This is a genomic window from Gilliamella sp. B3464, from assembly GCF_026536145.1.
In the GTDB taxonomy this organism is placed as follows: Bacteria; Pseudomonadota; Gammaproteobacteria; order Enterobacterales; family Orbaceae; genus Gilliamella.
Map to the genome: position 1 here is coordinate 203,293 of NZ_JAFNOQ010000001.1, position 26,088 is coordinate 229,380.

Sequence of the window (26,088 nt, forward strand, 5' to 3'; positions counted from 1 at the left end):
GCATTAGGCTATACTCATGGACGAAATTAACCAGACAATCGCTGCTTTGTTGTAGTCCTTTTTAAAGGAGACAAACAGAGGGGAGGAAAGTCCGGGCTCCATAGGGCAGAGTGCCAGGTAACGCCTGGGGGATGTTGGCGAGAGCGAACATTCACGACTAGTGCAACAGAGAGTATACCGCCGATGGCTTATTGTTTAAATAAGATCAGGTAAGGGTGAAAGGGTGTGGTAAGAGCACACCGCGCAACTGGTAACAGTTGTGGCACGGTAAACTCCACTCGGAGCAAGGTCAAATAGGGATTCATTGGCGCGGCCCGCGTTGAATCCGGGTAGACTGCTTGAGCTAATGCGTGAGTATTAGCCTAGAGGAATGATTGTCCACGACAGAACCCGGCTTATCGGTTAATTTCAACTTTTATTTTTTGCCGTCTTGCTTTGCTTGTTTTTTATTATTTAACCAACGTTTTACTGCTAACCAAATCGAAAAGACTAAACCTAGCACCAATAAAAATACCGGTATTAACATTAATAAAGACATGATCTGTTTTTCATAGGTTTTAAAAATTGGTGATAATCCAAATAGATAACCTAATGTGACAATCAAAAATATCCATAATGTTGCACTAACCCAATTGTAGATGTGAAATTTACGGCTATGTAAACCTGATAAACCAGCCATCATGGGTAATAGTGTTCGAACAAAAGCAATAAATCGACCGATAAATAAAGCTTGTAATCCATATTTATGGAATAGTACTTCTGATTTATGGTGATATTTTTCTGGCAAATGCGCCATCCAATTTTGCACAATTTTGGTATTTCCCAACCAACGTCCTTGTGCATAACCAAGCCATGTGCCAAAAGCGGCGCCGGCAATCAAAATTAAATTTATAAGACCAAAATGAAAAACATCAAGACTTATCAATACACCGGTTAAAAACAGTAAACTGTCACCGGGTAGAAATGCCGCGGGTAACACACCGTTTTCTAATAAGATAATGACAAACAGCATGCCATATAATATCCATAACACATTGGGATTTGAAAGTGTTGCAATATCCATATGAACAAATGCTTGATAAAGTGTAATGATTGTTTCCATCTATTTTTATATCTCACTTATTTAGTTATGACTAATTTATAGTACCACCAACCGTTAAATTATCCACTTTTAAAGTGGGTTGTCCAACACCGACAGGTACGCTTTGCCCGGCTTTACCGCAAACACCTACACCGGAATCGAGTGATAAATCATTCCCTACCATTGAAATTTGTTGCATGGTTTCAATGCCCGATCCTATTAATGTCGCGCCTTTAACTGGATGGGTAATTTTGCCTTTTTCAATGAGGTATGCTTCTGATGCAGAAAATACAAATTTGCCGGATGTAATATCAACCTGTCCGCCAGCAAAGTTAGGTGCGTATAGCCCATAATCTACACTACTAATGATTTCATCAAATGTTGAATTACCCGCTAGCATGTAAGTATTGGTCATTCTTGGCATAGGTAAGCAAGCATAATTTTCACGGCGACCATTACCGGTAGAATGGCATCCCATTAACTTAGCATTTAGCTTATCAAACATATAACCTTTCAAAACACCATTCTCAATTAAAACCGTTTTTTGAGTTGGTGTACCTTCATCATCAATCGAAAGTGAACCACGTCGATTTTCGATGGTACCATCATCAACAATCGTACAAAGTTCTGAAGTGACCTGCTCGCCTATCTTACCAGAAAACACGGAGCTATTTTTACGATTAAAGTCACCTTCTAAACCATGACCTACCGCTTCATGTAGCAACACACCAGGCCAACCGGCACCTAAAATAACAGGCATTGTGCCGGCTGGCGCAGCTTTTGCCGATAGCGATACTAACGCAAGTCTTACCGCTTCGCGAGTATAGCTATCGGCAATACTTTCACCGGTTTGAGGATTGGTGGTTAAAAAATATTCATAACCAAAACGCCCACCACCACCACTACTGCCATGCTCTCGTTTACCATCTTTTTCAACTATTACTGAAACAGATAAACGCACTAACGGCCGAACATCAGCGCACAACGATCCATCTGTTGCTGCAATTAAAATATCTTCATAACTACCAATTAAACTCGCGGAAACTTCAATGACTCTTGGATCGATTGAACGTGCTAATGCATCAATTTGCTTTAATAGTGCTATTTTTTGTTCTTGTGAAAAAGAGTTAATTGGATTAATAGCTGGGTAAATAGCAACAGCTTCTGTTTGTTTAAACGGCGTTACAACAATTGGGGTTTGTTGTTTAGTGATTGAATTAGCGGCTAAAGCACTTTGCTCTAAACGGTTTAAAGAGAGTTGATCTGTATAAGCAAATCCAGTTTTTTCACCTACGATTGCACGAACGCCTACGCCCTGATCACGATGAAAAGAAGCATTTTTAATAATTCGATCTTCAAGCGACCAACTTTCATAGTAACCAGACAAAAAATATAAATCACCAAAATCAATTTGTCTTGAACTTAATATATCAAGCAAATTCAAAAGGTCTTGGTGGCTTAGGTTATTGGGATTGAGTAACCGTTCACTCACTTGAGTAATTATCATAAATTCCTTTATCTGTACTTTATCACATTCGTTATTTAGCTAATTGTTTTTCATCTTTGTTTATAATGGGGTTATTATTACACATTTCAAATCGTTATAATAAAACACAAGCATGATGACCGGGAGTATTGTGATGAAATAGCAATTATCACATCAATACCACATCATACTGCTCTTGAATATAAAGCGGTTCAACTTTAACTTCCACTCGCTTACCGACAAATATTTCGACTTCGGCTAGAGCATGTGATTCATCTGTAGTTAAAGCATTCGCGACAGCCGATGATGCATAAACCAAAAAGTATTCAGAACGATGAGCTTTATAGACACGGACAATTTCACGTAAAATTTCATTACAAACTGTTTCAACGGACTTGACCATACCTCTGCCTTTACATGCTGGACACTCCTCGCATAAAATGTGACCGATGCTTTCACGCGTCCGTTTGCGTGTCATCTCAACCAAACCCAATGCCGAAAACGAATTAATTGTTGTTCTTGCCCTATCTTTCGATAAAAAATCTTGTAAAGATTGCAATACTCGCTCACGGTGCAAGTCTTCTTGCATATCAATAAAATCAATGATAATAATTCCGCCTAAATTACGTAAGCGTAACTGTCGAGCTATGGCAATAGTTGCTTCAATATTAGTATTAAAAATCGTTTCTTCTAAATTGCGATGACCAACAAAAGCACCTGTATTGATATCAATGGTTGTCATGGCTTCAGTTTGGTCAATAATTAAATAACCACCCGATTTTAATTTAACTTTGCGATCCAATGCCCGTTGAATTTCGTTTTCAGTATCATAAAGATCGAAAATCGGAATACTGCCACGGTAGTGCGATAATTTACTTGTTACTTCAGGCATAAATTCTTGAGTGAACTCAATAAGTAGATCATAGGTTTGCTTTGAATCGACCAATATTCGCTCTATCGGATCACCCACAAAATCACGCAATACCCGTTGTGATAGTTCAAGTTCACCATACACTAAATTTTTACTAATCGGGCGAGCCATTCGTTCTTGAATTTTTTTCCACAACCGTTTTAGAAAATTAGCATCTTGTTCAAGTTCATGTGCGTTAGCACCTTCAGCTGCTGTGCGAACAATAAAGCCACCTTCTGGCGTAACATATTGTTCTACAATATGTTTAAGTCTTTCTCGCTCTGTTTCACTTTCAATACGCTGTGAAGTGGCGACATGCGCTGAATTTTGCCCCGGCATTAATACCAAATAGCGCGAAGGTAAGGTAATATCAGTTGTGAGTCTTGCCCCTTTTGTACCTAAGGGATCTTTGACTACTTGTACCATTAAGTCTTGACCCTGGCGAACCAGTTCAGAAATATCCTTAACTTGAAATTGTTCTTGCTCAGAATAAGAAACGCATTCAGTATGCGGCATAATATCTGAAGCGTGTAAAAAAGCCGCTTTTTCTAAACCAATATCAACAAATGCAGCTTGCATACCTGGCAAAATTCGAATGACTTTACCTTTATATATATTACCGACAATACCACGACGTGATTCACGATCGACATGAATTTCTTGCAAAACACCATCTTCAATATAAGCTACACGAGTTTCTGACGGTGTCACATTCATTAATAATTCAACAGACATAAAGAGCGTTTCCTTTAATTAATTGCAAAGTTCCGTGCTATTCGTCGTAAGAGTAGATATATCCATATCCATAAAAAGCCATCCACACAACTTGATAATAAGATATAAGGTGACATCGAAATTATATGATAAATACTAACTTGAAATATAAACACTAATCCATTATAGCAAACAGAAACCGCAATTATTATAAAAGATTGTTGCCACAATGCTAAATTACGAAGTAACTGATATTTAAAAACAAGCAAATAAGCAATAAATGAATAAATAAACGCGTGTACACCTAAAAAAGTACCCGAACATAAATCTATCATTAGACCAAATAAAAAAGCGGTGCCAATACCGACTTGGTAAGGTTGTGCAATTAACCAATAGGCTAAAATTAACATAAACCAATGAGGTTTGAACATGTTGTAAGCTGGTGGCCATGGTATAATTTGTAAACATAATCCAATAAATAATGTTAGCCAAATAAATAATATGCCATTATGACCCCTCATGTTTTACTCCTTGATCTCCCCATAATAATAGTAGATAACGTAATCGTTTTAAATCCGCTGTCGGTGTTGCCGAAATAATTGGCGTTGAATCATTAATATCGAGTTTAACTGAACTCACCACAGCCACGGGATATCCCTCAGGAAAGCGACCATCAAGTCCTGAAGTGACAAGTACATCGCCAACTTTAATATCAACATTGTTAGGTAAAAAATCAAGCGTTAGATCATTGCTACAACCATTCCCTACCGCCACCATTGATATATCGTTTCTTAATACTTGTACCGGAATGGCATGTTGATAATCACACACTAAAATCGCTCGGCTAGTTGTCTGTGCGGTTTGATAAATTTGCCCAACAATCCCTTTTTCATCAACTACCGGTTGACCAACATAAACCCCATCATTTTGACCTTTATTTACAACGACTTGATAAACATACGGATCTGTGTCTGCTAATAAAACTTGTGCCGCCATTTTATGTTCATCATGTCTGAGCGGAGATCCCAGTAATTCTCTTAACCGATTATTTTCATGTCTGAGATGATCAAGTAATAATAAATCTGCTTTTTTTTCAAGCAACAAATTATTCAGTTTTGCATTTTCTGTTTCTAATGTTTCTCGTGTTTTTGACATTTCATAAAACCCATCAAGCGTGGCTTGGGGAGCATTTGAAATGTAATATAAAGGGGAAATAATCGTATCTAAATAATAACGAACTTCTTTAAAAGGACGATAATTTATATCTAATGCAATTAAAGCTAACGACATAGCCAAAGACATAAATAATTGTACACTAAGAGGCGAACGTTTAGAAAAAAGCAATTTCATTGTTCAGTACTTACCTGTAATAGACTCAAGATCTAATTATTTTAAGATATGACTCCGCCGACAATGTCGGCGGAAAAATGAGAGGTATATTTACTAATCATTTCATTAATTAAGAGTTAGTTAACATTGTTTGAACTTTTACTCTTCACTAAATAGATCACCACCATGCATATCAACCATATCTAATGCTTTGCCACCACCTCGCGCAACGCATGTTAGTGGGTCTTCAGCCACAACAACATGAATACCGGTTTCAGCTGACAATAGTTTATCGATATTACGTAATAATGCACCACCACCGGTTAATACCATACCATGCTCTGAAATATCAGACGCTAGTTCTGGTGGACATTGCTCTAAGGCAACTTTAACCGCACTTACAATACCACTTAATGGCTCTTGTAGTGCTTCTAAAATCTCATTAGAATTTAATGTAAAGCTACGCGGCACCCCTTCAGCAAGATTACGACCACGAACTTCAATTTCAAGCACTTCATCACCAGGATAAGCACTACCAATCACATGTTTAATACGTTCAGCAGTTGCTTCACCAATTAGTGCACCATAATTACGTCGAACATAATTAATGATTGCTTCATCAAAGCGGTCACCGCCAATTCGTGCAGATGCAGAATAAACTACACCATTTAATGAAATAACCGCAACTTCAGTCGTACCACCACCAATATCGACCACCATTGAACCGGTTGGTGCAGAAACCGGTAAATCGGCACCTATTGCTGCTGCCATTGGCTCTTCTATTAAATAGACTTCACGCGCACCTGCGCCTAAGGCTGATTCACGAATAGCACGACGTTCAACTTGCGTTGCGCCAACTGGTACACAAACAAGCACACGCGGGCTTGGTCTTAAAAAACTATGGCTATGCACTTGGCGAATGAAATACTGTAACATTTTTTCGGTAACAGAAAAGTCTGCAATCACGCCATCTTTCATTGGTCTAATCGCTGCTATATTGCCAGGCGTACGTCCTAACATTTGTTTCGCAGCATGCCCAACAGCAGCAACACTTTTAGGTGTGCCAGTACGATGATCTTGGCGAATAGCAACAACTGAAGGTTCGTTTAGTACAATACCTTGACCTTTTACATATATAAGAGTATTAGCTGTACCTAAATCGATCGATAGATCATTTGAAAACATGCCGCGAACTTTTTTGAACATAATGAAAACTCTTCCTAGAATTAATCGTGTTTAAATGTTAGTGAGTATTTGAAGCAACGCATTGTATAAATTATATACTTTAAAAGCAATATTAGGCTAAATAATATACTATTTGATGCTTTTAAAACACCACCAGCTTCAATAATAATTAAGTGTTACTATTGTATCGCAATTATAAAATAATACCTAGAAAATAGTATAACAACAGATCGTAAAGGAGATATATAATGACAAAATCGGTTTTACAGTGTATGCTTCCGCGTTAATGTTGAGTTACTGCCTTATTATCGACTTAAAAGATCTCTTTTAAGATATTAAGGATGCATTAAAATAATTGTTACTTATATCAAATAAACACGGTGTAATTCATGGATATACGCAAAATTAAAAAATTAATTGAATTAGTTGAAGAATCAGGTATTTCAGAGCTTGAAATTTCTGAAGGTGAAGAGTCAGTACGAATTAGTCGTTCTGTTCCAGCTACAAACTATTCTGCGCCAATACAAAATATTCAAATTCCTCAAGCATCCCCAGTTGTCGTTGCACCTAGTGCAGCAGCCGATGTTGTTGTTACTGAAGCTGATCCGATTACGCCTACTGGCACGACTATAAAATCGCCAATGGTAGGCACTTTTTATCGCACACCAAGTCCAGAGTCAAAAGCGTTTGTTGAAGTGGGTCAAACTGTAAATGTTGGTGACGTACTTTGTATTGTTGAAGCGATGAAAATGATGAACCAAATTGAATCAGAAAAAGCAGGCACAATTAAAGCTATTTTAGTTGAAAACGGTCAACCAGTTGAATTTGATCAGCCACTATTCATCATTGAATAATATTCATTTAAAAAATTAAGAGATTGAATATGCTTGATAAAATTCTTATAGCTAATCGTGGCGAAATCGCTTTACGTATCTTGAGAGCCTGTAAAGAACTTGGTATTAAAACTGTTGCAGTTCACTCGTCGGCAGATAAAGATTTAAAACATGTTTTACTTGCAGACGAAACCGTCTGCATTGGTCCAGCAGCTTCTGCTAAAAGCTATCTTAACATTCCAGCATTGATTTCTGCTGCTGAAGTAACGGGTGCGGCAGCTATCCATCCTGGATATGGGTTTTTGTCAGAAAATGCGGACTTTGCTGAACAAGTTGAGCGTTCAGGCTTTATTTTTATAGGCCCTAAAGCTGACACCATTCGTTTAATGGGTGATAAAGTGTCGGCAATTCATGCCATGAAAAAAGCAGGTGTACCTTGTGTGCCAGGGTCTGATGGGCCATTAGGCAATGATATGAATACCAATAAACAAATTGCTAAAAAAATTGGTTATCCTGTCATTATTAAAGCATCAGGTGGCGGCGGTGGTCGTGGTATGCGCATTGTTAGAGAAGAAAAAGATCTTGAACAATCGATTAAAATGACAAAATTAGAAGCAAAAACAGCTTTTAATAATGATATGGTTTATATGGAAAAATTCCTTGAAAATCCACGCCATATTGAAATACAAGTACTATCTGATGGTCAAGGTAACGCGGTTTACTTGGGTGAACGAGATTGTTCAATGCAAAGACGTCATCAAAAAGTTGTTGAAGAAGCGCCAGCTGTAGGTATTACACCTAAAATGCGTAAATTCATTGGTGAACGTTGCGTTAATGCCTGCATTGAAATCGGTTATCGTGGTGCGGGTACATTTGAGTTTTTATTTGAAAATGGTGAATTCTATTTCATCGAAATGAACACCCGTATTCAAGTTGAACATCCTGTTACCGAAATGGTTACGGGTGTAGATTTGATCAAAGAGCAAATTTCAATTGCAGCAGGTCAGCCACTATCATTAAAACAGAGTGATATTCATATTACTGGTCATGCCATTGAATGCCGTATTAATGCTGAAGATCCAAAAACCTTTATGCCTTCACCAGGTAAAATTACCCGTTTTCATGCGCCTGGTGGTTTTGGTATTCGTTGGGAGTCTCATATTTACGCTGGCTACACTGTTCCACCTTATTATGACTCAATGATCGGTAAATTAATTGCTTATGGTGAAACGCGTGAGGTTGCAATTGCACGTATGAAAAATGCCTTAGCTGAATTAGTCATTGATGGGATAAAAACCAACATTGATTTGCATATCGAAATTATGAATGATAAAGGCTTCTTAAAAGGTGGTACGAATATTCATTATTTAGAGAAAAAATTAGGTATTTATGAGTAGTAAACACTAATCGCTACGTTATTAGCGATTAGTGTCATATTTAATATTGATAAAGAATTGGTGAAGCAAATGAAAAACTGGAAAAAAAGCGCTGAAGATATTTTAACACTCGGCCCGGTTGTACCGGTTATTGTTATCGAGCGCTTAGAAGATGCGGTACCACTAGCCAAAGCATTAATCGCAGGTGGAGTAAAAGTGCTTGAGGTTACATTAAGAACGGCTTGTGCTCTTGATGCGATTAAGAAAATTATCAAAGAAGTACCCGAAGCGGTCGTTGGTGCAGGTACTGTGACCACTGTTGAACAACTCAAACAAGTGACTGATGCTGGTGTTGAGTTCGTCATAACTCCCGGTATTACCGACGCTATTTTAAAAGCCGCAGTCGAGGGACCAATTCCAGTTATTCCAGGTATTGCAACCATTTCTGAACTACTAACTGCTCAAGAGTATGGGTTAACGGCATTGAAGTTTTTCCCAGCTGAGATCAATGGCGGCGTAGCGGCATTAAAAGCTTTTGCTGGCCCTTGTGGATATATGAAGTTTTGTCCAACCGGTGGCGTTAATCCAAAAAATTACCGCGATTATTTAGCCCTTGATAATGTACTTTGTGTTGGTGGAACATGGTTTATTCCAACTGATGCAATAGCAAAAGGTGAATTTGCTAAAATTACTGAAATGGCACAGCAAGCTGTTGCTGGTGCACAATAAGATACTAATACGCCGACATTTGTCGGCGGTTAATTGATAAAAACGATCAAACTAACTACGTAATCCTTTTCCTTTTTCAATCAAATTCCATACCATGATATAAAGTGCTATTACAAATAAAATTAGCATTGAAAAAGTGATCCACAATGATACATCTGTCACCCCTAAAAACCCATAGCGAAAACCATTAATCATATAAACAATAGGATTTAGTTTCGATACCCATTGCCAAAAAGTAGGTAGCATGCTAATTGAATAAAATACGCCACCAAGATAAGTTAATGGAGTTAACACAAAAGTAGGGATAATACTAATATCATCGAAGGTTTTTGCGTACACTGCATTTAATAGTCCTGCAAGTGAAAATAAAATTGACGTTAACAGCAGCGTACATACAACAAAAAGCCAAGAATGAACTTGATAGCGAACAAAAAATAACGATACGATTGTCACTAATATACCAGTTAAAATCCCACGCATAACGCCCCCACCAACATATCCCCAAATTAAAATATGGGTAGGCACAGGGGCAACTAATAACTCTTCAATATTTCGTTGAAATTTGGCACTAAAAAATGACGAGCAGACATTAGTATATGAGTTAGTAATGACAGACATCATAATAAGTCCCGGCACAATAAATGCCATATAATTAAATCCGCCCATATCACCAACACGCGATCCAATTAAGTTACCAAAAATAATAAAATAAAGCGACATTGTAATAACTGGCGGAATCAAAGTTTGCACCCATATTCTTAAAAACCGAGTGACTTCTTTACGCCAAATACTTTTTAATGCAATCCAATATAAATGATTCATTTAACGTTCCCCTATCCCTGCTCACTATGATGCAAAAGATCGACAAATAACTCTTCTAATCGATTTGCTTTATTTCGCACACTTATCACCTTGATTTGTTGTTGATTAAGCTGTTCAAATAATTGATTTAAACCAAGCTGTTTATTAACTTTTACCTCTAACATGCCTGATTCAATATTTGAAAATTGATAACCCTCTAAGGTAATTGGTTCCTTGGTTGGAATATAATCAATAATAATGGTTTCAGATTGACTATTAGCGAGCAAATCACGCATAGAAGAGTTGGCAATTAATTGGCCATGTTGAATAATACCGATATGCCGACATAGCATTTCCGCTTCTTCCAGGTAGTGAGTAGTCAAAATAATTGTAATGCCTTGGCGATTAATCTCGCGTAAAAAATCCCACATTGAACGTCTTAATTCAATATCAACGCCCGCGGTGGGTTCATCTAGAATTAAAAGTTTAGGTTCATGCACTAATGCTCTAGCTATCATTAACCGCCTTTTCATTCCGCCTGATAACATACAAGCGCGGCTATGGCGTTTATCCCACAAATCTAAAATCCGTAAATATTTTTCAGCACGCTCTAAAGCTAATTTACGCGGCAATCCATAATAACCACCTTGGTTAGTTATTATTTGTAGCACTTCTTCAAATTGATTAAAATTAAACTCTTGCGGGACTAGCCCTAATTGTCTTTTTGCATTAACGATATCATTATCTAAGTCATAACCAAATATTTTAACCTGGCCCGATGTCTTAGTGACCAGTGAGCTAATAATGCCTATCGTGGTTGACTTACCCGCACCATTAGGACCGAGTAATGCATAAAAATCACCGGCTTGTACTGTCAAATTAATGCCTTTTAACGCTTGCACACCATTTTTGTAAATTTTTTTAAGCTCAATTAACTCTAGTGCAGGTATTGATGACATGAAAATATCCTAAATAAATAGATTATTATTTACATTATGCTATTGCATTTATTAGAAGGGAAATATTGACAATATAATCTTTAGTTGTAAAGGTCTTTTTAGTATTATTTAGGATATCACAAAGAACAAATGACACTAAATCTAACGCAAGTTGCTAAAATACTAAGATTTGATAGGTAAGTTTTAAATTTGAAGGAATAAAAAATATGATTAAAATTGGACTGGTTTCAGTATCAGATCGGGCATCGCAAGGTATTTATGCAGATGAAGGAATACCGGCTTTGTTATTATGGCTCAAAACCGCACTGATAACCCCGTTTGAAACCGAAAATCGCGTTATTCCTGATGAACAACCTTTGATTGAAAGCACATTATGTGACTTAGTTGATAATTTTCACTGTCACTTAGTTTTAACCACTGGCGGTACCGGTCCGGCTTTGAGGGATGTCACGCCGGATGCCACGTTAGCTATTGCCGATCGCATCATGCCGGGCTTTGGCGAACAAATGCGTCAAATTAGCTTGCATTTTGTGCCAACAGCGATTTTATCAAGGCAAGTCGGCGTTATTCGCAAAAAATGTTTAATATTAAATCTGCCCGGTAGACCAAAATCTATTCAAGAAACACTACAAGGTGTTAAAGATAGTGAGGGCAATAGCCTAGTTGATGGAATTTTTGCCAGTGTTCCTTATTGTATAGATCTTCTTGAAGGGCCTTATATTGAAACGCATGAACACATCGTCAAATCGTTTAGACCCAAAAGCAGCATAAAATCAGATAATTGATTTTATGCAAATATTATGCATAATTATGAACCATATGCATTACACTCATTGAATATGAGGTGCTGAAACAACCTTTGATATAACGGTTTTCAACATATTTACCAATAAGTTTATGTGAATATTGTTAAGATAAAAGCAGCACAAAAACATTACCGTTAATTCAATGGAACAACCGTCATAAATGAATTCCTAAGGAAAATTATGAAACAAGACGATCTGACTAAAACGTTTAAAGAAATGCTGCTGCAAGAAAAATTTAGTTCTCAAGTTAGTATTGTGCAAGCGTTACAAGAACAAGGATTTGATAATATTAACCAATCCAAAGTTTCCAGAATGTTAACCAAATTTGGCGCAGTTAGAACTCGTAATGCCAAATCAGAAATGGTTTATTGTCTACCTGCTGAAATGAGCGTTCCAACAACGAGTAGCCCTTTAAAAAATTTAGTTGTAGATATTGATTATAACAGTTCGATGGTTGTGATTCGTACCAGCCCTGGCGCCGCTCAGCTTATTGCCAGATTGCTTGATTCCATAGGCAAGTCAGAAGGCATTTTAGGATCAATAGCCGGTGATGACACTATCTTTAGTACACCGACTAAATCTTGTTCTGTTAAACATTTATACCAAACTATCATTCAACTATTTGAACAAGAATTATAATCAATGATTGAACATTACGGCATTAATATTTCGTACTTAACCTATTGACAGATTTGACAGAATCGTTAATTCTATATAGCGACACTATTGTAACTTAAGTTACATATAAAGAAGAGGCGCATTACTCAGGTAAATTATTTTAGGTTCTGGTACTTGTTATAAATAATTGAGGGGATGTAATGCCGAGGTTTGGTTAAACTTCCAGAAATTAACCAGATCGACTACAAGGGCTGAATCCCTTGGGTTGTCACCTAAGCAGGTGGAGCGCTTCCCGGTCTGTACTTTTTCAACGAGAATGTAAATAGCACATACCCTCGCTCTATCTCTGTTAAAAATTAAATTTTTAATATGAGGAATCCATGGAAACATCATTTGTCATTGCCAAGTTTGGTGGTACTAGTGTTGCTGATTATTCAGCAATGGTAAATAGCGCTAACATTGTTATTGCTAACCCTAACGTCAAAGTTGTTGTGTTATCGGCATCAGCCGGAATTACAAATTTACTGGTCGCTTTAGCCGAAGGCCGTGATGCAGAAGTTAGAGCACAGCACATTGCGAAAATCCAATCTATCCAATATAACATCCTAGAAAATCTACCCGAAAACCAAACCTTAAGAGCTGAAATAGATCAAATCATCGCAAATATTGCCTCTTTATCAGAAGCAGCCAGCCTTGCAACATCAGCGGCTTTAACCGACGAACTAGTCAGTCATGGCGAAATTATGTCGTCAAAATTATTTGTCGAAATATTACGAGAAAAACAAAAAAATGCCATGTGGTTTGATGTCCGCAAAGTTATGCGCACTGATGATAATTTTGGTAAAGCTCAACCTAAAATTGACGAAATTAAACAACTTTGTTGCGCTCATCTTAAATCCTTAAATGGTAATGCGTTGGTTGTCACTCAAGGTTTTATTGGTAGTGAAACTAGCGGTAAAACAACAACATTAGGACGAGGAGGAAGTGATTATACAGCAGCGTTACTTGGTGAAGCATTAAATGCGAGTCAAATTGATATTTGGACAGATGTTGCCGGCATTTATACAACTGATCCACGGATTACGCCAACAGCTAAACGTATTGATGAAATATCATTCGCTGAAGCCGCTGAAATGGCAACCTTTGGTGCCAAAGTTTTGCACCCAGCAACGTTGGTACCAGCAGTTCGAAGTAATATTCCAGTATTTGTTGGTTCAAGTAAAGCGCCACAAGATGGGGGAACCATTGTTTATAATACTCACAGTATTCAATCAACCGTACCGACCTTTAGAGCATTAGCACTGCGTCGAAAACAAACCCTTGTTACATTAACAAGTTTAAATATGTTACATGCTCAAGGCTTTTTGGCTAATGTCTTTACTATATTGGCTAAACACAATATTTCGGTTGATTTAGTCACAACATCTGAAGTGAGTATTGCCTTAACAATTGATACTACCGGCACCAACACCAACGGTGGCAGTTTATTAACTAAAGAATTGTTTGATGAGCTCTCTGGTTTATGTCATGTAGAAGTTGAAGAAGATCTAGCGCTTATTGCCATTATCGGTAATCAATTAACATCAACCAAAGGGATAGCTAAAGAAGTCTTTGGGGCGTTAGATGACTATATTATTAGACTGTGTTGTTATGGTGCAAGTACACATAATTTATGCCTTTTAGCTAGAAGTCACGATGCTGAATCCATCATAAAAATTTTACATAAAACAATATTTGAATAAATACCACTAGCAAGAGAAGGTTAATAGCCTTCTCTGTTTCTATTAACCTGTTTCTCACTTACCCCATCAATAAATTAGCTCATAAAATTAACGGTATAAAAAGCCTAGTATCTAACTAAAAATAATTGTAAACTATATCATAAATGATTAGATGAATATCTTACTTCGATATCACGACTTATTTAATCATTTGTTACTAATATATCTACTTGCTATTTCTTTTATCTACATATTTTTATTCTTAATAAGAAGTTAAGTTCAATCAATTAAATTATAAACATTATTTATTAATTTTTTTATACGCTGATAGTCATCATACATTTAAACTTAATCAAACAAAGGAAATCATTATGGGTCTATTAAGTTGGATTATTTTAGGATTACTTGCTGGTTGGATTGCCAAGTTTTTTATGCCACTGGGTAAAGTGGGTGTCATTAAAACAATTATTCTGGGTATTGCAGGCGCGCTAGTTGGCGGGTACATCAGTACTTTCTTCGGCTTAGGAAGTGTCAATGGTTTTAACTTCTATAGTCTGTTAATTTCAGTATTAGGGGCAATATTACTTATTTATATTTATCGTTTACTTAAATAATATCCCTGTTTAGATCTAAATTGGCGGGTTAACCCCGCCGATGATTTGCTATTTTAAGTGCCATTCAACGCATTACTCAACAAATAAAGTGCTCATAAGTAATCAAAGCTACCTATAGTAATTCGGTTAGTCAGAACTATTTTGATTAGAAACATTGTAATAAATAATTTCGTGATAGTTAGATTTTTGTTATATTACCTGACAACATTCACTAAATTAAACGTAAAAATTATAATGTTAAAAATATTCAATACATTAACCCGTGAAAAAGAAATTTTTAAATCCATTCATGCCAATAAAGTTGGATTATATGTCTGCGGCGTAACCATTTATGATCTTTGCCATATTGGTCATGGTCGTACTTTTGTCGCGTTTGATGTGGTAACCCGTTATTTACGTTTTTTAGGTTATGATTTAACTTATGTTCGTAACATTACCGACGTTGATGATAAAATTATAAAACGAGCACTCGAAAATGGTGAAACCTGTGATCAGCTAACTGAACGAATGTTGAAAGAAATGTACGCCGATTTTGATGCACTTAATATTAAACGTCCTGATGTTGAACCTCGCGCTACTCATCATATGCCACAAATCATCGATTTAGTGCAAGAGCTGATTAAAAAAGATCATGCTTATATTGCTGATAATGGTGATGTTATGTTCTCGGTCGAAAGTGATGCTAATTATGGTATTTTATCACGTCAAAATCTTGAACAATTACAAGCTGGCGCTCGAGTAGATGTTGTTGATGTCAAACGAAACCCAATGGATTTTGTACTTTGGAAAATGTCCAAACCCAACGAGCCTAGTTGGGATTCACCTTGGGGTAAAGGTCGCCCAGGTTGGCACATTGAATGTTCAGCGATGAATAGTTATCAATTAGGTCATCATTTTGATATCCATGGTGGCGGTTCTGATTTGATGTTCCCACACCATGAAAATGAGATTGCGCAATCAACTTGCGCGCATAATGGTCAGTATGTTAATTACTGGATGCATTCAGGCATGGTGATGATCGACCAAGAAAAAATGTCAAAATCACTTAATAACTTCTTTACCATTCGCGATGTATTAAAGCATTATGATCCTGAAACTGTACGTTATTTTCTACTTTCTGGCCACTATCGTAGCCAGCTTAACTATAGCGAAGAAAATTTAAAACAAGCAAGAATGGCTTTAGAGCGATTATATACAGCTTTACGCGATACTGATAGCAATTATCCTTATACATTATCAACAGATAGCCAATATTATCGTCAATTTTGCGATGCCATGAATGATGATTTTAATACGCCAGAAGCTTATTCAACTTTATTTGATTTAGCTCGCGAAATTAATAAAGCTAAGGCTGAAAATGATATGACATTAGCTAATCAATTAGCAGCTCAATTGCGTTATTTAGCCAAAGTTCTTGGTTTGTTAGAACAAGATCCAATAAAATTTTTACAAGGCGATAATCAAGACGCAGTAGATGTTGAATTAATTGAATCGTTAATTAAGCAACGTAATGAAGCTCGTGCCACTAAAAATTGGGCTTTAGCCGACGAAGCCCGAGATAAGCTAAATGCTATGAATATTGTGCTTGAAGATGGCGCCACAGGAACCACTTGGCGTAAAAAGAGCTAAATAATGTAGTTCATCTAAAGATACCCCATATCCTCGTATGAGGTATCTTTAGGCCTTATAACTTTTTATCAATGGAAGTTAAAATTCCCCTCAAAATATTTAACTCTGATTGCTCAATTCGCGCACGCGTATATAATCGCCGTAAACGTCCCATAATTTGCCCAGGATGATTTGCATTAATAAAACCTGTTTGTAATAAAGTTTGTTCTAAGTGCTGATAAAACCGTTCAATATCTTCATCCTTTGGAAATTGAATAGCTGAATCACATTGACTGGTTAAAACTGTTTGACGATTTAATAGTGACATTCGAATCTCATAACATAACACTTGCACTGACATTGCTAGATTTAATGAACTGTAATCGGGATTGGCAGGAATACCAACATGATAATGACATTTTTGCAGTTCGTCATTGGTCAATCCAACACGCTCACGGCCGAAAACTAACGCCACATCTGCATTCTCGGTTGCTTCTTGAATTATTTTATCGCCACACTCTTTAGGCGTTAAATTGGGCCACTGCAAGCTACGTGGGCGAGCACTCGTACCAATGACTAAACGGCAATCAGCTATCGCTTGCTCAAGTGATGTAAAAATTTGCGCGTTTTTTATAATATCGCTAGCACCAGCCGCTAACGAAATAGATTGCGAATCGGGTTTTATCACCGGATTGACTAAACAAAGATTCGATAGCCCCATGGTTTTCATTGCTCTAGCCGCTGATCCCATATTACCGGTATGAGAAGTTTCGACTAATACAATTTTTACTTTATCTAAAATGTTCACATCATCCTCGTAAAAAATAAAACTATTGTTAGATCATATTAACAATTAGTATATAGTAAAAATGTTACAAAATGCAGTTTGACTATGGTTTGATTTAATACAACTATAGGATTTTTCTGGACAATAATCACAAAGATTTGTTTGAGTACAAATAACCTATTGACGAAATACAAATAATTTGCCAATGTAGATAAATAAACACACAGTAGTGTTTGCTCAATTTGTAAGTAAACAAAGTGGAGGTCAATTATGACTTTAAGTATTACCAGTAAGCAAATGGACATTACTCCAGCAATTCGTAGCTATCTCGAAGATAAGTTTTCGAAACTAGATAAATGGAGAGCACTGTTAATCAACCCTCATTTTATTTTATCTAAAGAACCCGATGGATTTATAATTGATGCAACTATTGCAACTAAAGGTTCCCCCTTAGTTGCTTCGGCAAAACATAGCGATATGTATGCAGCAATCAATGCTTTGATTGAAAAACTTGAAAAACAACTTAATAAAATTCAACACAAAAGTGAATCTAGACGTGCATTTGATAGTATAAAAAGCGCTGTTATTGAAGAAGAATAGTAATTAATTATTTATTGAAATAGAAGAAAAAGGCACTTTGATAGTGCCTTTATTTTTTTGCTTGTTATAATATCACTAACTTTTTTTATATAATGAATAGATATGACTGTAAATCCTTTGTTGCCTTTACGTGACCAAATTAACGAAATTGATCGAAACCTTCTTGAACTCATAGCTAAACGACGCGAACTTTCAACCAAAGTTATTCAGACTAAAATTGCAGCAAATATTCCTGTACGTGATTTAAAGCGTGAACGATCACTAGTAAAAGCGTTGATCAATCAAGGAAAAAACCATAGCCTTGATGACTTGCTGATCAGACGTTTATATCAAATCATTATTGAAGATTCAGTTTTACTGCAACAAAAAATCTTACAAGAGAATCTAAACCAAAATTGTGTTACTAGCGCAAAAGTGGCTTTTTTGGGGCCCAAAGGTTCCTATTCGCATTCCGCTGCTCGCCGTTATGCTAGTGCTAATTTAGAGCAGATGGTTGAATCAAGTTGCTCAACGTTTAAAGATGTCTTTGAACAAATTGAACATAATTTGGTGGATTATGGCATACTACCGATTGAAAACTCGAGTTCAGGATCAATAAATGAAGTTTATGATCTACTGCAAAAAACACATTTACATATTATTGCAGAACTGTCATTACCTATAGATCACTGCATCCTTGCTATACCAAATACTGAGCTTGATAAAATTGATACCATTTACAGCCATCCACAACCTTTTCAACAATGTAGTAATTTTCTAGAAAATTATCCGCATTGGAAAATTGTTTACTGTGATAGTACCTCATCAGCAATGGAAACCGTTGCTAAATTAAATAAGCCTAATGTTGCAGCAATAGGCAATAAAGATGGGGGAGAGTTATATGGACTTAAAATGCTTGAACATAATTTTGCCAACCAAAAGCAAAATATCACTCGCTTTATTGTACTTGCGCGAGAACCGATAGCCGTATCAGATCAAATTCCAGCTAAAACAACAATTTTAATGAAAACCGGTCAACAGGCAGGGGCGTTAGTTGATGCACTGTTAGTGCTACGTAATCATAATATTGTGATGACTAAACTTGAGTCTCGACCCATTCATGGTACCCCATGGGAAGAGATGTTTTACATCGATTTACAAGGCAACATCCATTCAGATGAAATGCAAACAGCATTGAAAGAGTTGGCATCCATAACGCTCTATACTAAAGTATTAGGTTGCTACCCAAGTGACTCGGTTGCGGCGATAGTCTAACTAATGAAAATGATGCAACATTTTTCTCAAGCGGTCATTCGCTGGTATGAGCAGTTTGGTAGAAAGACGCTACCATGGCAAATAGAAAAAAGCCCTTATCATGTCTGGTTGTCGGAAGTTATGTTGCAACAAACCCAAGTTGCAACAGTTATTCCCTACTTTAAGCGATTTATTGCGCATTTTCCTAAGATCTCTGATCTTGCCAACGCGCCTATTGACGATGTTCTACACCTTTGGACTGGACTGGGTTATTATGCTCGTGCGCGTAATTTGCATAAAGCCGCACAAATTGTCAATGACAAATTTAAAGGTATATTTCCGACTCGTTTTGATGATGTTGTTGCATTACCAGGAGTCGGACGCTCTACTGCCGGTGCTATTTTATCACTATCACAAAATCAACATTTTGCTATTTTAGATGGTAATGTTAAACGAGTACTGACTCGTTATTTTGCCGTAGAAGGCTGGCCAGGCAACAAAACTATCGAAAATAAGCTATGGCAGTTGAGTGAACAAGTTACGCCAAAACACGATGTCGCAAAATTTAATCAAGCGATGATGGATATAGGCGCGACAGTTTGTACGCGTTCTAAACCTAAGTGTAACTTATGCCCACTCAATGTTGAGTGTATAGCTTACAAAACCGAAAGTTGGCAACAATTTCCAACTAAAAAACCTAAATCAACGCTTCCTGAAAAAACCGCTTATTTTTTGATACTAGAATATCAACACGCAATATGGTTAGAAAAAAGACCGCCATCAGGAATTTGGGGAGGCTTATATTGCTTACCCGAATTTGCAAATCAACAAGCATTAGAAGATTGGTTAATCCAAAGGGGAATTAAAACCACGCCGCCAGAACAATTAATTTCGTTTCGACACACTTTTAGCCATTTTCACTTAGATATTATACCGATCAAGTGTATTATCACTAATTATAAAAAGTGTTTAGATGAGACCAATGGTTATTGGTATAATTTGAAAACTGAGAATGCAAAAATTGGCTTGGCAACACCAATTTATAACTTACTAAAACAATTCGTTTAATATCAAGCCAAGTTTTTCTACCCATATTTTTTGTATATAATTGCCGATTATTTTTATTTAAAATAGCTAATGAACAATACACAAAATCAAGCTTTGTCGAAGTGGTTAATCTTTTTAATGGCATTTGCAATAGGTATTACTATTGCCAGTAATTACTATGCACAACCTCTGTTACACTCTATTACCAATGATTTAAACATTGCAGTTGAACACTCTGGCGCGATCATTATGACTGCACAGTTTAGTTATGCTGTCGGCTTATTATTTATTACGCCGCTAGGTGATAAACTCGAACGTAAAAAATTGATACTGATTTTAATGATCTTATCAACATGTGGTCTTATTATTAGCGCTTTATCGATTAATTTATGGATGCTAATACTAGGAACCGCTTTGACAGGACTCTTTTCAACTGTCGCCCAGGTATTAATTCCATTCGCTGCGACCTTATCAAAACCTGAGCATCGAGGAAAGGTGGTTGGTACATTAATGAGCGGTATGTTATTAGGTATATTATTAGGTCGAACCTTTGCAGGGGCTATTTCGTCAAATGCTGACTGGCATTATGTCTATTGGATTGCGGCAACTATTATGGTCACTGTCACTGCGTTACTTGGTTTTTGTTTACCTACCTATCGCAATACCATTAATATTAATTACTTTAAACTGTTATTATCAATCGCCACACTCTATAAGCAAGAACCAATATTGAGAATTCGTTCGCTACTGGCAATTATTTCTTTTGCCCTATTTTCACTATTATGGACGCCACTTGCGTTTTTATTGACTGATGCGCCCTACCATTATTCTGATTTTATTATTGGCCTGTTTGGTTTAGCGGGAGCGGCTGGTGCTCTTGGCTCACCGATTGTCGGAAAATTATCTGATATAGGTAAAGGCACACTAGCGACAACCATTGGTTTATGTTTATTACTACTATCTTGGCTACCACTTTCACTAGCACAGTATTCAATCATAGCGCTAATTTTAGGCGTAATATTGCTCGATTTTTCGGTACAAGTTACCCATGTTTCTAATATGAGTGCTATTTATCAAATTAGACCCGATGCCCGCAGTCGAATGAACACAGGTTATATGGTTTGCTATTTTATTGGAGGCATGCTGGGCTCGGTTACATCAACCTACTTATTTAGCCACTATGGTTGGCTATCGATAGCCATTACCGGAACGCTATTGGGGTTACTTGGTATCGTCAGTTGGTATATTTACAATACTAAAAAATATTACAATCATTGAATTTAAATTGATATCACAAACAACTCAACCCTATTTTTTAATAAAAATATTTGAGCTTTAGTTAATATAGTTTAACACATTGTTTATAATCTTATTTTTTCTTCTGCTTAAACAAACCGAATTGTTGATTGTTTAAGATGATCGATTAAATAATCACAATTAACTTCTGATTTTATTATAGATTAGCTTAATTAAAATTCCTGGCACAAGAATTAATCCGAATTGAAAATAATAAAAATGGATAGTATCAAATAGACTAAAAACTAACACAATACCCCTTGTACATAACAAGAAGAAACGGAATAATCCTCTTCTTGCTTAGAATAAGATTATTTATAATACAATATGCTAAATAGCAGTTAATATTGATAAGTACATCGTTGTTCTATAAATTAAAGCAACCATTATGGTGGTAATCATCGCTAAAATGTTTTCAGTAATAGTTAATAATCATAAAGCTACCATCAATATTTTTAAATTAAAAACGGTTTAATGGTCCAATTACTCAATACTTAAGGAGTCATTTATGGCAAAAATTTCATATCTTAATACGCCATTTACTGTAAAAAAATTAACACTCAAAAATCGTATTGTGATGCCGCCAATGTGTCAATATCAAGCAACGGATGGCGTGCCTAATGATTGGCACTTTGTTCACTATGTGTCGCGTGCGGTTGGCGGTGTTGGATTAATTATTGTAGAAATGACTAATATCGCGCCAAATGGTCGAATCTCGCCAAATTGTCTGGGTTTATGGAATGATGAGCAAAAAGATCAATTCAAACGAATTGTTGATGCTGTACATGCACAAAATGGCAAAATCGCCATCCAAATTGCCCATGCCGGACGCAAAGCATTAGGTACATCTGATGTCGTGTCGTGCTCACCAATTAAATATGATGGCGCTAACGAAGCCATGGAAAAATGGCAATACCAAACACCTCGGGAATTATCCAAAGATGAAATCATCGAGATCATTGAAAAATTCAAACAATCAACCCAAAGAGCAATTGCTGCTGGGTTTGATGCGATTGAAATACATGCGGCACATGGCTATTTGATCCATCAATTTTGCTCACCAAAAAGTAATCACCGAACTGATGAATACGGGCAAGATAAATTATTATTTGCTAAGCAAGTTATCGAAGCCGTCAAATCAGTCATGCCATCGGATATGCCTTTAATAGTGCGTTTTTCAGCCCAAGAATACGGAAAGGACGGCTATGATGTTGAGTACGGACGTAAACTGGCCAAATGCTTTGCTGATGCTGGCGCTGACGTATTAGATGTCAGTGGAGGGGGGGACGGACAGTTAGATCCAGCACATACCCCTGAATTTCATGCTGGCTATCAAGTTTATTTAGCGCAAAGCATTCGCAAAATAACAAATTTGCCGATTATCACCGTCGGTATGCTCGAAGATCCATATGTAGCTGATTATGTATTAAGCACTAAAGATGCTGATCTTATTGGCATTGGACGAGGGTTATTACGCGATCCATATTGGGCTTTACATATCCCATCCTCACCATTTATACCAAGCTCTTATGCTGCAGCGTTTAAATAACTCAGTTTTATACTTCATTATCCATCAAGCCATGCTTAAGGGTAATGAAGTCATAAATTTAACTTAAATATGCATAGCATATTTAATTAACTGTTTTTTGATAGGGGAGCAATGATCGATAGTATTCATACCAACTGTTCTTATTAATTTTTTAACAAGACTATCACCGTTAAACATATCTTGTATGGTTCGCATAGCGGTTAACATCACTAAGGTATCTTTTCGACGCATAAATTGAAACAATTTTAAATTATCAACTAATCCAAAATCTTTTTGTTGATCAATTAATTTTTTAATTGTTGTAACCAATAATGCTGAATCTTGAAATCCAAGATTGACACCTTGCCCAGCTAAAGGGTGAATGGTATGAGCAGCATCACCAATTAACACTAAACGATGTTTAATAAATTGTCTTGCTAAACGCGCTTTCAACGGAAAAACCATTCTTGGATTGATTAACTGACATTGACCGACTTTATCACCCGTTAAATGAAATAATTCATTGCAGAAATCTGATTCTGACATTGAAGATAACATTGCCGCATTATCAGGCTTGGTTGACCAAACCAAACAACTTTTATTTTGTTGCCAAAGCGGCAAAAAAGCGACAATACCATTTGGATAAAAAATCTGTCTTGCACAAGATTGATGTGAGTAACGCGTTTCAACTGTGGTTATTACAGCATGATGAATATAATTACGTTCAAAAACAGAAATGTTTTCTTGCTTTCGAATCCAAGAGTGTGCCCCATCAGCACCAATGACTAATTTAGCATATAATACAGTTTCATTAGATAATGTTAGACAAGCGTAATCTTGGCTAAACTCACTATTAATTGCTTGATCAGGATAAATGGTGATGTTAGTACGTGATAATGCGTATTGATAAAGATAGTGAGATATTACATCATTTTCAATGATATAACCAAGATTAGCATAACCATAATCTTTGGCATGAGCAGCTAAATGTGCTTGACCATTTTTTTCCCAAACACCTATTTCAGAAAAATCTTGTACTCGTTTACTTGCTAATAAATCATCCCATATCCCAATTTGCGCAAAATAACGCTGACTAGCATTATTTATTGCAGACGCTCGAATACCTATCTCATTATGAAATAATTGTTGATGCTGATGAATGTTAGCATCGACAAGCGCAATGTTTAAACCATGTTGACTAAGTGCGCAAGCAGTTGCTAAACCAACTAATCCACCACCAACAATAGCAATATCAAAATTTTTATTCATACCAACAAATATCGCTACTTATTATCAAGTTTGTTATCGTTTTTGACTTCAGTGTCATCATCATTCATCGCTTTTTTAAACCCTTTTAAAGCTGAACCTAAATCAGACCCTAAATTACGTAGTTTTTTTGTGCCAAATAATAAAATGACTACAGCAAGAAACACTAAAAGGTGTGGAATGCTAAATGACATATAAAAATCCTCTTTTAAAAAGTATTACTGCTATGCTTGATCCAAAACAACAACACAGCACTTAAAGTATTAGCTTAATTATACGCTTTTTATTAAGGGATTTCACAACAAGTTATTTTAGGATAAAAAAAAGACCTGTATATAAATATACAGGCCAACATGAAATATAAGGAATATAAGGAAAGAAAACAATGAAAAATCCTTACCCTGCTTATTATCCATTTTTTTTCGTTTTAGTCAACGTTTTTATTTGCTTTCGTATTTATTTAAAGAAAGGTAGCAAAATTAAAAATAAAACAAATAAAATCATTAATATACAATATAATAACCACTTAATTATTTCATTTTCAATATTTTAACTTAAATCAAAAATTATTAAAAAAAACATATTAAATTATAAAAATACTTTATTTTTCGTATAAAATAACTTTTTTAAAACAGAAAAAAACACATCATCATTTTTTTAAAAACTCTAATTTTAAAACGTAAAATTAAACAAAAATCAGAATATAAAACGAATAATTTAACCGAAATTAAGAAAAAACATTTTTAAATACAAACTATTCTGATAATCATATATATAAAACTAAAAAAATATGTTTTATAATTAGTAAACGGATGAAAATAAAAAGTAGACAGAAATAAATATGATTAAAAATAAAAATGTTAAAACATTTAAAGATAGATTATACAGCTCTATGCAAGGTTTATCTGTTTCTGCCTTTGCTAAAAAATGTGATATGTCAGAAACTGTTATCAGAGATTACTTATCAGGTAAAACATATCCATCTCTTACCCGTTTAGAAGTCATTGCGGAAAAATGTAATGTATCTTTCAACTGGCTTGCTACCGGTTATAAATTAGAAGTTTTCGATCCTAAAGACGAAGATGATGGTATTTATAACGAAAATATTTATCGAATTCCTGTTTATAAAAAACAGTTACCCACTAAAGAAGAAGCGCAAACTCAGCGTTATGTTCGTGAAACCCCACCAGTGATGAATTATCCTATTGTTGAGGGTTGGGCTGCTCATCGAGGCCTCGATATCCGAAAACTAATAATTTATTGGGCTAAAGGCGATCTAATGGCACCAGACATTGAAAATAATAATGGCGTGATTATCAACACACAAGAAAGTGAACTTATTGATGGTGCCATTTATTTAATCGAATATGAAAATTTTACCTTGCTTAGGAAAATAAGATTAACACTGGGCAGTTGGATCTTAATTTGTAACAATAACCAATATCCAACTATTGAGGTTCCTAAAGCTCATTTCGAAAAATACAATATTGTAGGTCGTGCAGTACAAATCATTAAAGATGTTTTTTAATACCATAAGTAGCAATCCAAATTAGTTCAGGCT

General features: G+C 36.0%; 25 protein-coding genes, 1 other RNA gene and 1 riboswitch. Of the genes, 15 read left to right on the plus strand and 11 right to left on the minus strand.

The genetic code is table 11. The annotated features are described in order from the left end of the window. The first annotated feature begins 22 nt into the window (after window positions 1–22). Window positions 23–414, plus strand: an RNA gene (gene rnpB / locus J3U57_RS00850) — RNase P RNA component class A. Between the two features lies 1 nt (window position 415). Here rnpB and J3U57_RS00855 read toward each other — a convergent pair. The 6 genes from J3U57_RS00855 to J3U57_RS00880 all read right to left on the minus strand — a co-directional run bounded on the left by J3U57_RS00855 (window position 416) and on the right by J3U57_RS00880 (window position 6,726). Continuing rightward, window positions 416–1,102, minus strand: coding sequence for a DedA family protein (locus J3U57_RS00855; RefSeq protein WP_267343565.1), 687 nt, complete (start codon window positions 1,100–1,102; stop codon window positions 416–418). A 31-nt stretch (window positions 1,103–1,133) separates the two neighbouring features. Then, on the minus strand, window positions 1,134–2,588 hold the full coding sequence (gene tldD / locus J3U57_RS00860; protein WP_267333312.1) for a metalloprotease TldD: 1,455 nt from the start codon (window positions 2,586–2,588) through the stop codon (window positions 1,134–1,136). A 148-nt stretch (window positions 2,589–2,736) separates the two neighbouring features. Beyond that, a complete protein-coding gene (gene rng / locus J3U57_RS00865; protein WP_267333311.1) occupies window positions 2,737–4,212 on the minus strand; it encodes a ribonuclease G in 1,476 nt (491 codons plus the stop codon). 14 nt (window positions 4,213–4,226) lie between these two features. Continuing rightward, on the minus strand, window positions 4,227–4,712 hold the full coding sequence (mreD, locus tag J3U57_RS00870; protein ID WP_065634345.1) for a rod shape-determining protein MreD: 486 nt from the start codon (window positions 4,710–4,712) through the stop codon (window positions 4,227–4,229). Further along, entirely contained in the window at window positions 4,699–5,541 is an 843-nt protein-coding gene (gene mreC / locus J3U57_RS00875) for a rod shape-determining protein MreC (protein WP_267333310.1), read from the minus strand. Before mreC ends, mreD begins: the two co-directional genes overlap by 14 nt. A gap of 138 nt (window positions 5,542–5,679) precedes the next feature. Next, window positions 5,680–6,726, minus strand: a complete 1,047-nt coding sequence (locus tag J3U57_RS00880) for a rod shape-determining protein (RefSeq protein WP_065634343.1) — start codon at window positions 6,724–6,726, stop codon at window positions 5,680–5,682. Window positions 6,727–7,094: 368 nt separating this feature from the next. On the opposite strand from J3U57_RS00880, the gene accB reads away from it, so the two are divergent. The 3 genes from accB (at window position 7,095) to J3U57_RS00895 (ending at window position 9,643) form a co-directional block, all read left to right on the plus strand. After that, window positions 7,095–7,559: an acetyl-CoA carboxylase biotin carboxyl carrier protein gene (accB, locus tag J3U57_RS00885; protein ID WP_267333309.1), complete on the plus strand. Its 465-nt coding sequence runs from the start codon at window positions 7,095–7,097 to the stop codon at window positions 7,557–7,559. 29 nt (window positions 7,560–7,588) lie between these two features. Continuing rightward, window positions 7,589–8,935, plus strand: coding sequence for an acetyl-CoA carboxylase biotin carboxylase subunit (gene accC / locus J3U57_RS00890; RefSeq protein WP_267333308.1), 1,347 nt, complete (start codon window positions 7,589–7,591; stop codon window positions 8,933–8,935). Between the two features lie 69 nt (window positions 8,936–9,004). Further along, window positions 9,005–9,643, plus strand: coding sequence for a bifunctional 4-hydroxy-2-oxoglutarate aldolase/2-dehydro-3-deoxy-phosphogluconate aldolase (locus J3U57_RS00895; protein ID WP_065798822.1), 639 nt, complete (start codon window positions 9,005–9,007; stop codon window positions 9,641–9,643). Between the two features lie 51 nt (window positions 9,644–9,694). On the opposite strand, the gene J3U57_RS00900 is transcribed toward J3U57_RS00895, so the two are convergent. Beyond that, the gene (locus tag J3U57_RS00900) at window positions 9,695–10,465 is read right to left on the minus strand and encodes an ABC transporter permease (protein WP_267333306.1); all 771 of its coding nucleotides are present in this window, start codon (window positions 10,463–10,465) and stop codon (window positions 9,695–9,697) included. A gap of 11 nt (window positions 10,466–10,476) precedes the next feature. After that, window positions 10,477–11,403, minus strand: a complete 927-nt coding sequence (locus J3U57_RS00905) for an ABC transporter ATP-binding protein (RefSeq protein WP_267333305.1) — start codon at window positions 11,401–11,403, stop codon at window positions 10,477–10,479. Window positions 11,404–11,609: 206 nt separating this feature from the next. On the opposite strand from J3U57_RS00905, the gene mog reads away from it, so the two are divergent. From mog to cysS, 5 genes are all read left to right on the plus strand, one after another. Further along, window positions 11,610–12,188, plus strand: a complete 579-nt coding sequence (gene mog / locus J3U57_RS00910) for a molybdopterin adenylyltransferase (RefSeq protein ID WP_267343566.1) — start codon at window positions 11,610–11,612, stop codon at window positions 12,186–12,188. Between the two features lie 201 nt (window positions 12,189–12,389). Continuing rightward, window positions 12,390–12,848: a transcriptional regulator ArgR gene (gene argR / locus J3U57_RS00915; RefSeq protein WP_267343567.1), complete on the plus strand. Its 459-nt coding sequence runs from the start codon at window positions 12,390–12,392 to the stop codon at window positions 12,846–12,848. A gap of 103 nt (window positions 12,849–12,951) precedes the next feature. After that, window positions 12,952–13,126: riboswitch (Lysine riboswitch) on the plus strand. Between the two features lie 81 nt (window positions 13,127–13,207). Beyond that, window positions 13,208–14,569: a lysine-sensitive aspartokinase 3 gene (gene lysC / locus J3U57_RS00920; protein ID WP_267333303.1), complete on the plus strand. Its 1,362-nt coding sequence runs from the start codon at window positions 13,208–13,210 to the stop codon at window positions 14,567–14,569. A 350-nt stretch (window positions 14,570–14,919) separates the two neighbouring features. After that, complete coding sequence (locus J3U57_RS00925) at window positions 14,920–15,162, plus strand: GlsB/YeaQ/YmgE family stress response membrane protein (protein ID WP_065634334.1); 243 nt, start codon at window positions 14,920–14,922, stop codon at window positions 15,160–15,162. Between the two features lie 234 nt (window positions 15,163–15,396). Then, window positions 15,397–16,791, plus strand: coding sequence for a cysteine--tRNA ligase (gene cysS / locus J3U57_RS00930; protein WP_267333302.1), 1,395 nt, complete (start codon window positions 15,397–15,399; stop codon window positions 16,789–16,791). Between the two features lie 55 nt (window positions 16,792–16,846). On the opposite strand, the gene trmJ is transcribed toward cysS, so the two are convergent. After that, on the minus strand, window positions 16,847–17,572 hold the full coding sequence (gene trmJ / locus J3U57_RS00935) for a tRNA (cytosine(32)/uridine(32)-2'-O)-methyltransferase TrmJ (RefSeq protein ID WP_416379641.1): 726 nt from the start codon (window positions 17,570–17,572) through the stop codon (window positions 16,847–16,849). Window positions 17,573–17,827: 255 nt separating this feature from the next. On the opposite strand from trmJ, the gene raiA reads away from it, so the two are divergent. From raiA to J3U57_RS00960, 5 genes are all read left to right on the plus strand, one after another. Next, entirely contained in the window at window positions 17,828–18,157 is a 330-nt protein-coding gene (gene raiA / locus J3U57_RS00940; RefSeq protein WP_267333300.1) for a ribosome-associated translation inhibitor RaiA, read from the plus strand. Between the two features lie 102 nt (window positions 18,158–18,259). Further along, a complete protein-coding gene (pheA, locus tag J3U57_RS00945) occupies window positions 18,260–19,411 on the plus strand; it encodes a bifunctional chorismate mutase/prephenate dehydratase (protein WP_267343569.1) in 1,152 nt (383 codons plus the stop codon). 3 nt (window positions 19,412–19,414) lie between these two features. Further along, window positions 19,415–20,458 (plus strand): A/G-specific adenine glycosylase, encoded by a 1,044-nt coding sequence (gene mutY, locus J3U57_RS00950; RefSeq protein ID WP_267343570.1) that lies wholly within the window; start codon window positions 19,415–19,417, stop codon window positions 20,456–20,458. Between the two features lie 69 nt (window positions 20,459–20,527). Continuing rightward, a complete protein-coding gene (locus J3U57_RS00955; protein WP_267343571.1) occupies window positions 20,528–21,715 on the plus strand; it encodes an MFS transporter in 1,188 nt (395 codons plus the stop codon). Window positions 21,716–22,241: 526 nt separating this feature from the next. Beyond that, window positions 22,242–23,282 carry an NADH:flavin oxidoreductase/NADH oxidase gene (locus J3U57_RS00960; RefSeq protein ID WP_267343572.1) on the plus strand — a complete coding sequence of 347 codons (1,041 nt, stop codon included), beginning with the start codon at window positions 22,242–22,244 and terminating at the stop codon, window positions 23,280–23,282. A gap of 63 nt (window positions 23,283–23,345) precedes the next feature. Here J3U57_RS00960 and J3U57_RS00965 read toward each other — a convergent pair whose 3' ends face one another. Together J3U57_RS00965 and J3U57_RS00970 are read right to left on the minus strand one after the other, a co-directional pair. Beyond that, a complete protein-coding gene (locus tag J3U57_RS00965; RefSeq protein WP_267343573.1) occupies window positions 23,346–24,530 on the minus strand; it encodes an FAD-dependent oxidoreductase in 1,185 nt (394 codons plus the stop codon). 14 nt (window positions 24,531–24,544) lie between these two features. After that, window positions 24,545–24,721 carry a Sec-independent protein translocase subunit TatA gene (locus J3U57_RS00970; protein ID WP_065634325.1) on the minus strand — a complete coding sequence of 59 codons (177 nt, stop codon included), beginning with the start codon at window positions 24,719–24,721 and terminating at the stop codon, window positions 24,545–24,547. Window positions 24,722–25,368: 647 nt separating this feature from the next. On the opposite strand from J3U57_RS00970, the gene J3U57_RS00975 reads away from it, so the two are divergent. Continuing rightward, window positions 25,369–26,055 (plus strand): LexA family transcriptional regulator, encoded by a 687-nt coding sequence (locus J3U57_RS00975; RefSeq protein ID WP_065634324.1) that lies wholly within the window; start codon window positions 25,369–25,371, stop codon window positions 26,053–26,055. Window positions 26,056–26,088: the final 33 nt, after the last annotated feature.

What these genes read in the sequence shown, in the direction of transcription:
- J3U57_RS00855 (WP_267343565.1), bottom strand. Translation starts at nt 1,102, where the DNA reads ATGGAAACAATCATTACACTTTATCAAGCATTTGTTCATATGGATATT.
- tldD (WP_267333312.1), bottom strand. Translation starts at nt 2,588, where the DNA reads ATGATAATTACTCAAGTGAGTGAACGGTTACTCAATCCCAATAACCTA.
- rng (WP_267333311.1), bottom strand. Translation starts at nt 4,212, where the DNA reads ATGTCTGTTGAATTATTAATGAATGTGACACCGTCAGAAACTCGTGTA.
- mreD (WP_065634345.1), bottom strand. Translation starts at nt 4,712, where the DNA reads ATGAGGGGTCATAATGGCATATTATTTATTTGGCTAACATTATTTATT.
- mreC (WP_267333310.1), bottom strand. Translation starts at nt 5,541, where the DNA reads ATGAAATTGCTTTTTTCTAAACGTTCGCCTCTTAGTGTACAATTATTT.
- J3U57_RS00880 (WP_065634343.1), bottom strand. Translation starts at nt 6,726, where the DNA reads ATGTTCAAAAAAGTTCGCGGCATGTTTTCAAATGATCTATCGATCGAT.
- accB (WP_267333309.1), top strand. Translation starts at nt 7,095, where the DNA reads ATGGATATACGCAAAATTAAAAAATTAATTGAATTAGTTGAAGAATCA.
- accC (WP_267333308.1), top strand. Translation starts at nt 7,589, where the DNA reads ATGCTTGATAAAATTCTTATAGCTAATCGTGGCGAAATCGCTTTACGT.
- J3U57_RS00895 (WP_065798822.1), top strand. Translation starts at nt 9,005, where the DNA reads ATGAAAAACTGGAAAAAAAGCGCTGAAGATATTTTAACACTCGGCCCG.
- J3U57_RS00900 (WP_267333306.1), bottom strand. Translation starts at nt 10,465, where the DNA reads ATGAATCATTTATATTGGATTGCATTAAAAAGTATTTGGCGTAAAGAA.
- J3U57_RS00905 (WP_267333305.1), bottom strand. Translation starts at nt 11,403, where the DNA reads ATGTCATCAATACCTGCACTAGAGTTAATTGAGCTTAAAAAAATTTAC.
- mog (WP_267343566.1), top strand. Translation starts at nt 11,610, where the DNA reads ATGATTAAAATTGGACTGGTTTCAGTATCAGATCGGGCATCGCAAGGT.
- argR (WP_267343567.1), top strand. Translation starts at nt 12,390, where the DNA reads ATGAAACAAGACGATCTGACTAAAACGTTTAAAGAAATGCTGCTGCAA.
- lysC (WP_267333303.1), top strand. Translation starts at nt 13,208, where the DNA reads ATGGAAACATCATTTGTCATTGCCAAGTTTGGTGGTACTAGTGTTGCT.
- J3U57_RS00925 (WP_065634334.1), top strand. Translation starts at nt 14,920, where the DNA reads ATGGGTCTATTAAGTTGGATTATTTTAGGATTACTTGCTGGTTGGATT.
- cysS (WP_267333302.1), top strand. Translation starts at nt 15,397, where the DNA reads ATGTTAAAAATATTCAATACATTAACCCGTGAAAAAGAAATTTTTAAA.
- raiA (WP_267333300.1), top strand. Translation starts at nt 17,828, where the DNA reads ATGACTTTAAGTATTACCAGTAAGCAAATGGACATTACTCCAGCAATT.
- pheA (WP_267343569.1), top strand. Translation starts at nt 18,260, where the DNA reads ATGACTGTAAATCCTTTGTTGCCTTTACGTGACCAAATTAACGAAATT.
- mutY (WP_267343570.1), top strand. Translation starts at nt 19,415, where the DNA reads ATGAAAATGATGCAACATTTTTCTCAAGCGGTCATTCGCTGGTATGAG.
- J3U57_RS00955 (WP_267343571.1), top strand. Translation starts at nt 20,528, where the DNA reads ATGAACAATACACAAAATCAAGCTTTGTCGAAGTGGTTAATCTTTTTA.
- J3U57_RS00960 (WP_267343572.1), top strand. Translation starts at nt 22,242, where the DNA reads ATGGCAAAAATTTCATATCTTAATACGCCATTTACTGTAAAAAAATTA.
- J3U57_RS00965 (WP_267343573.1), bottom strand. Translation starts at nt 24,530, where the DNA reads ATGAATAAAAATTTTGATATTGCTATTGTTGGTGGTGGATTAGTTGGT.
- J3U57_RS00970 (WP_065634325.1), bottom strand. Translation starts at nt 24,721, where the DNA reads ATGTCATTTAGCATTCCACACCTTTTAGTGTTTCTTGCTGTAGTCATT.
- J3U57_RS00975 (WP_065634324.1), top strand. Translation starts at nt 25,369, where the DNA reads ATGATTAAAAATAAAAATGTTAAAACATTTAAAGATAGATTATACAGC.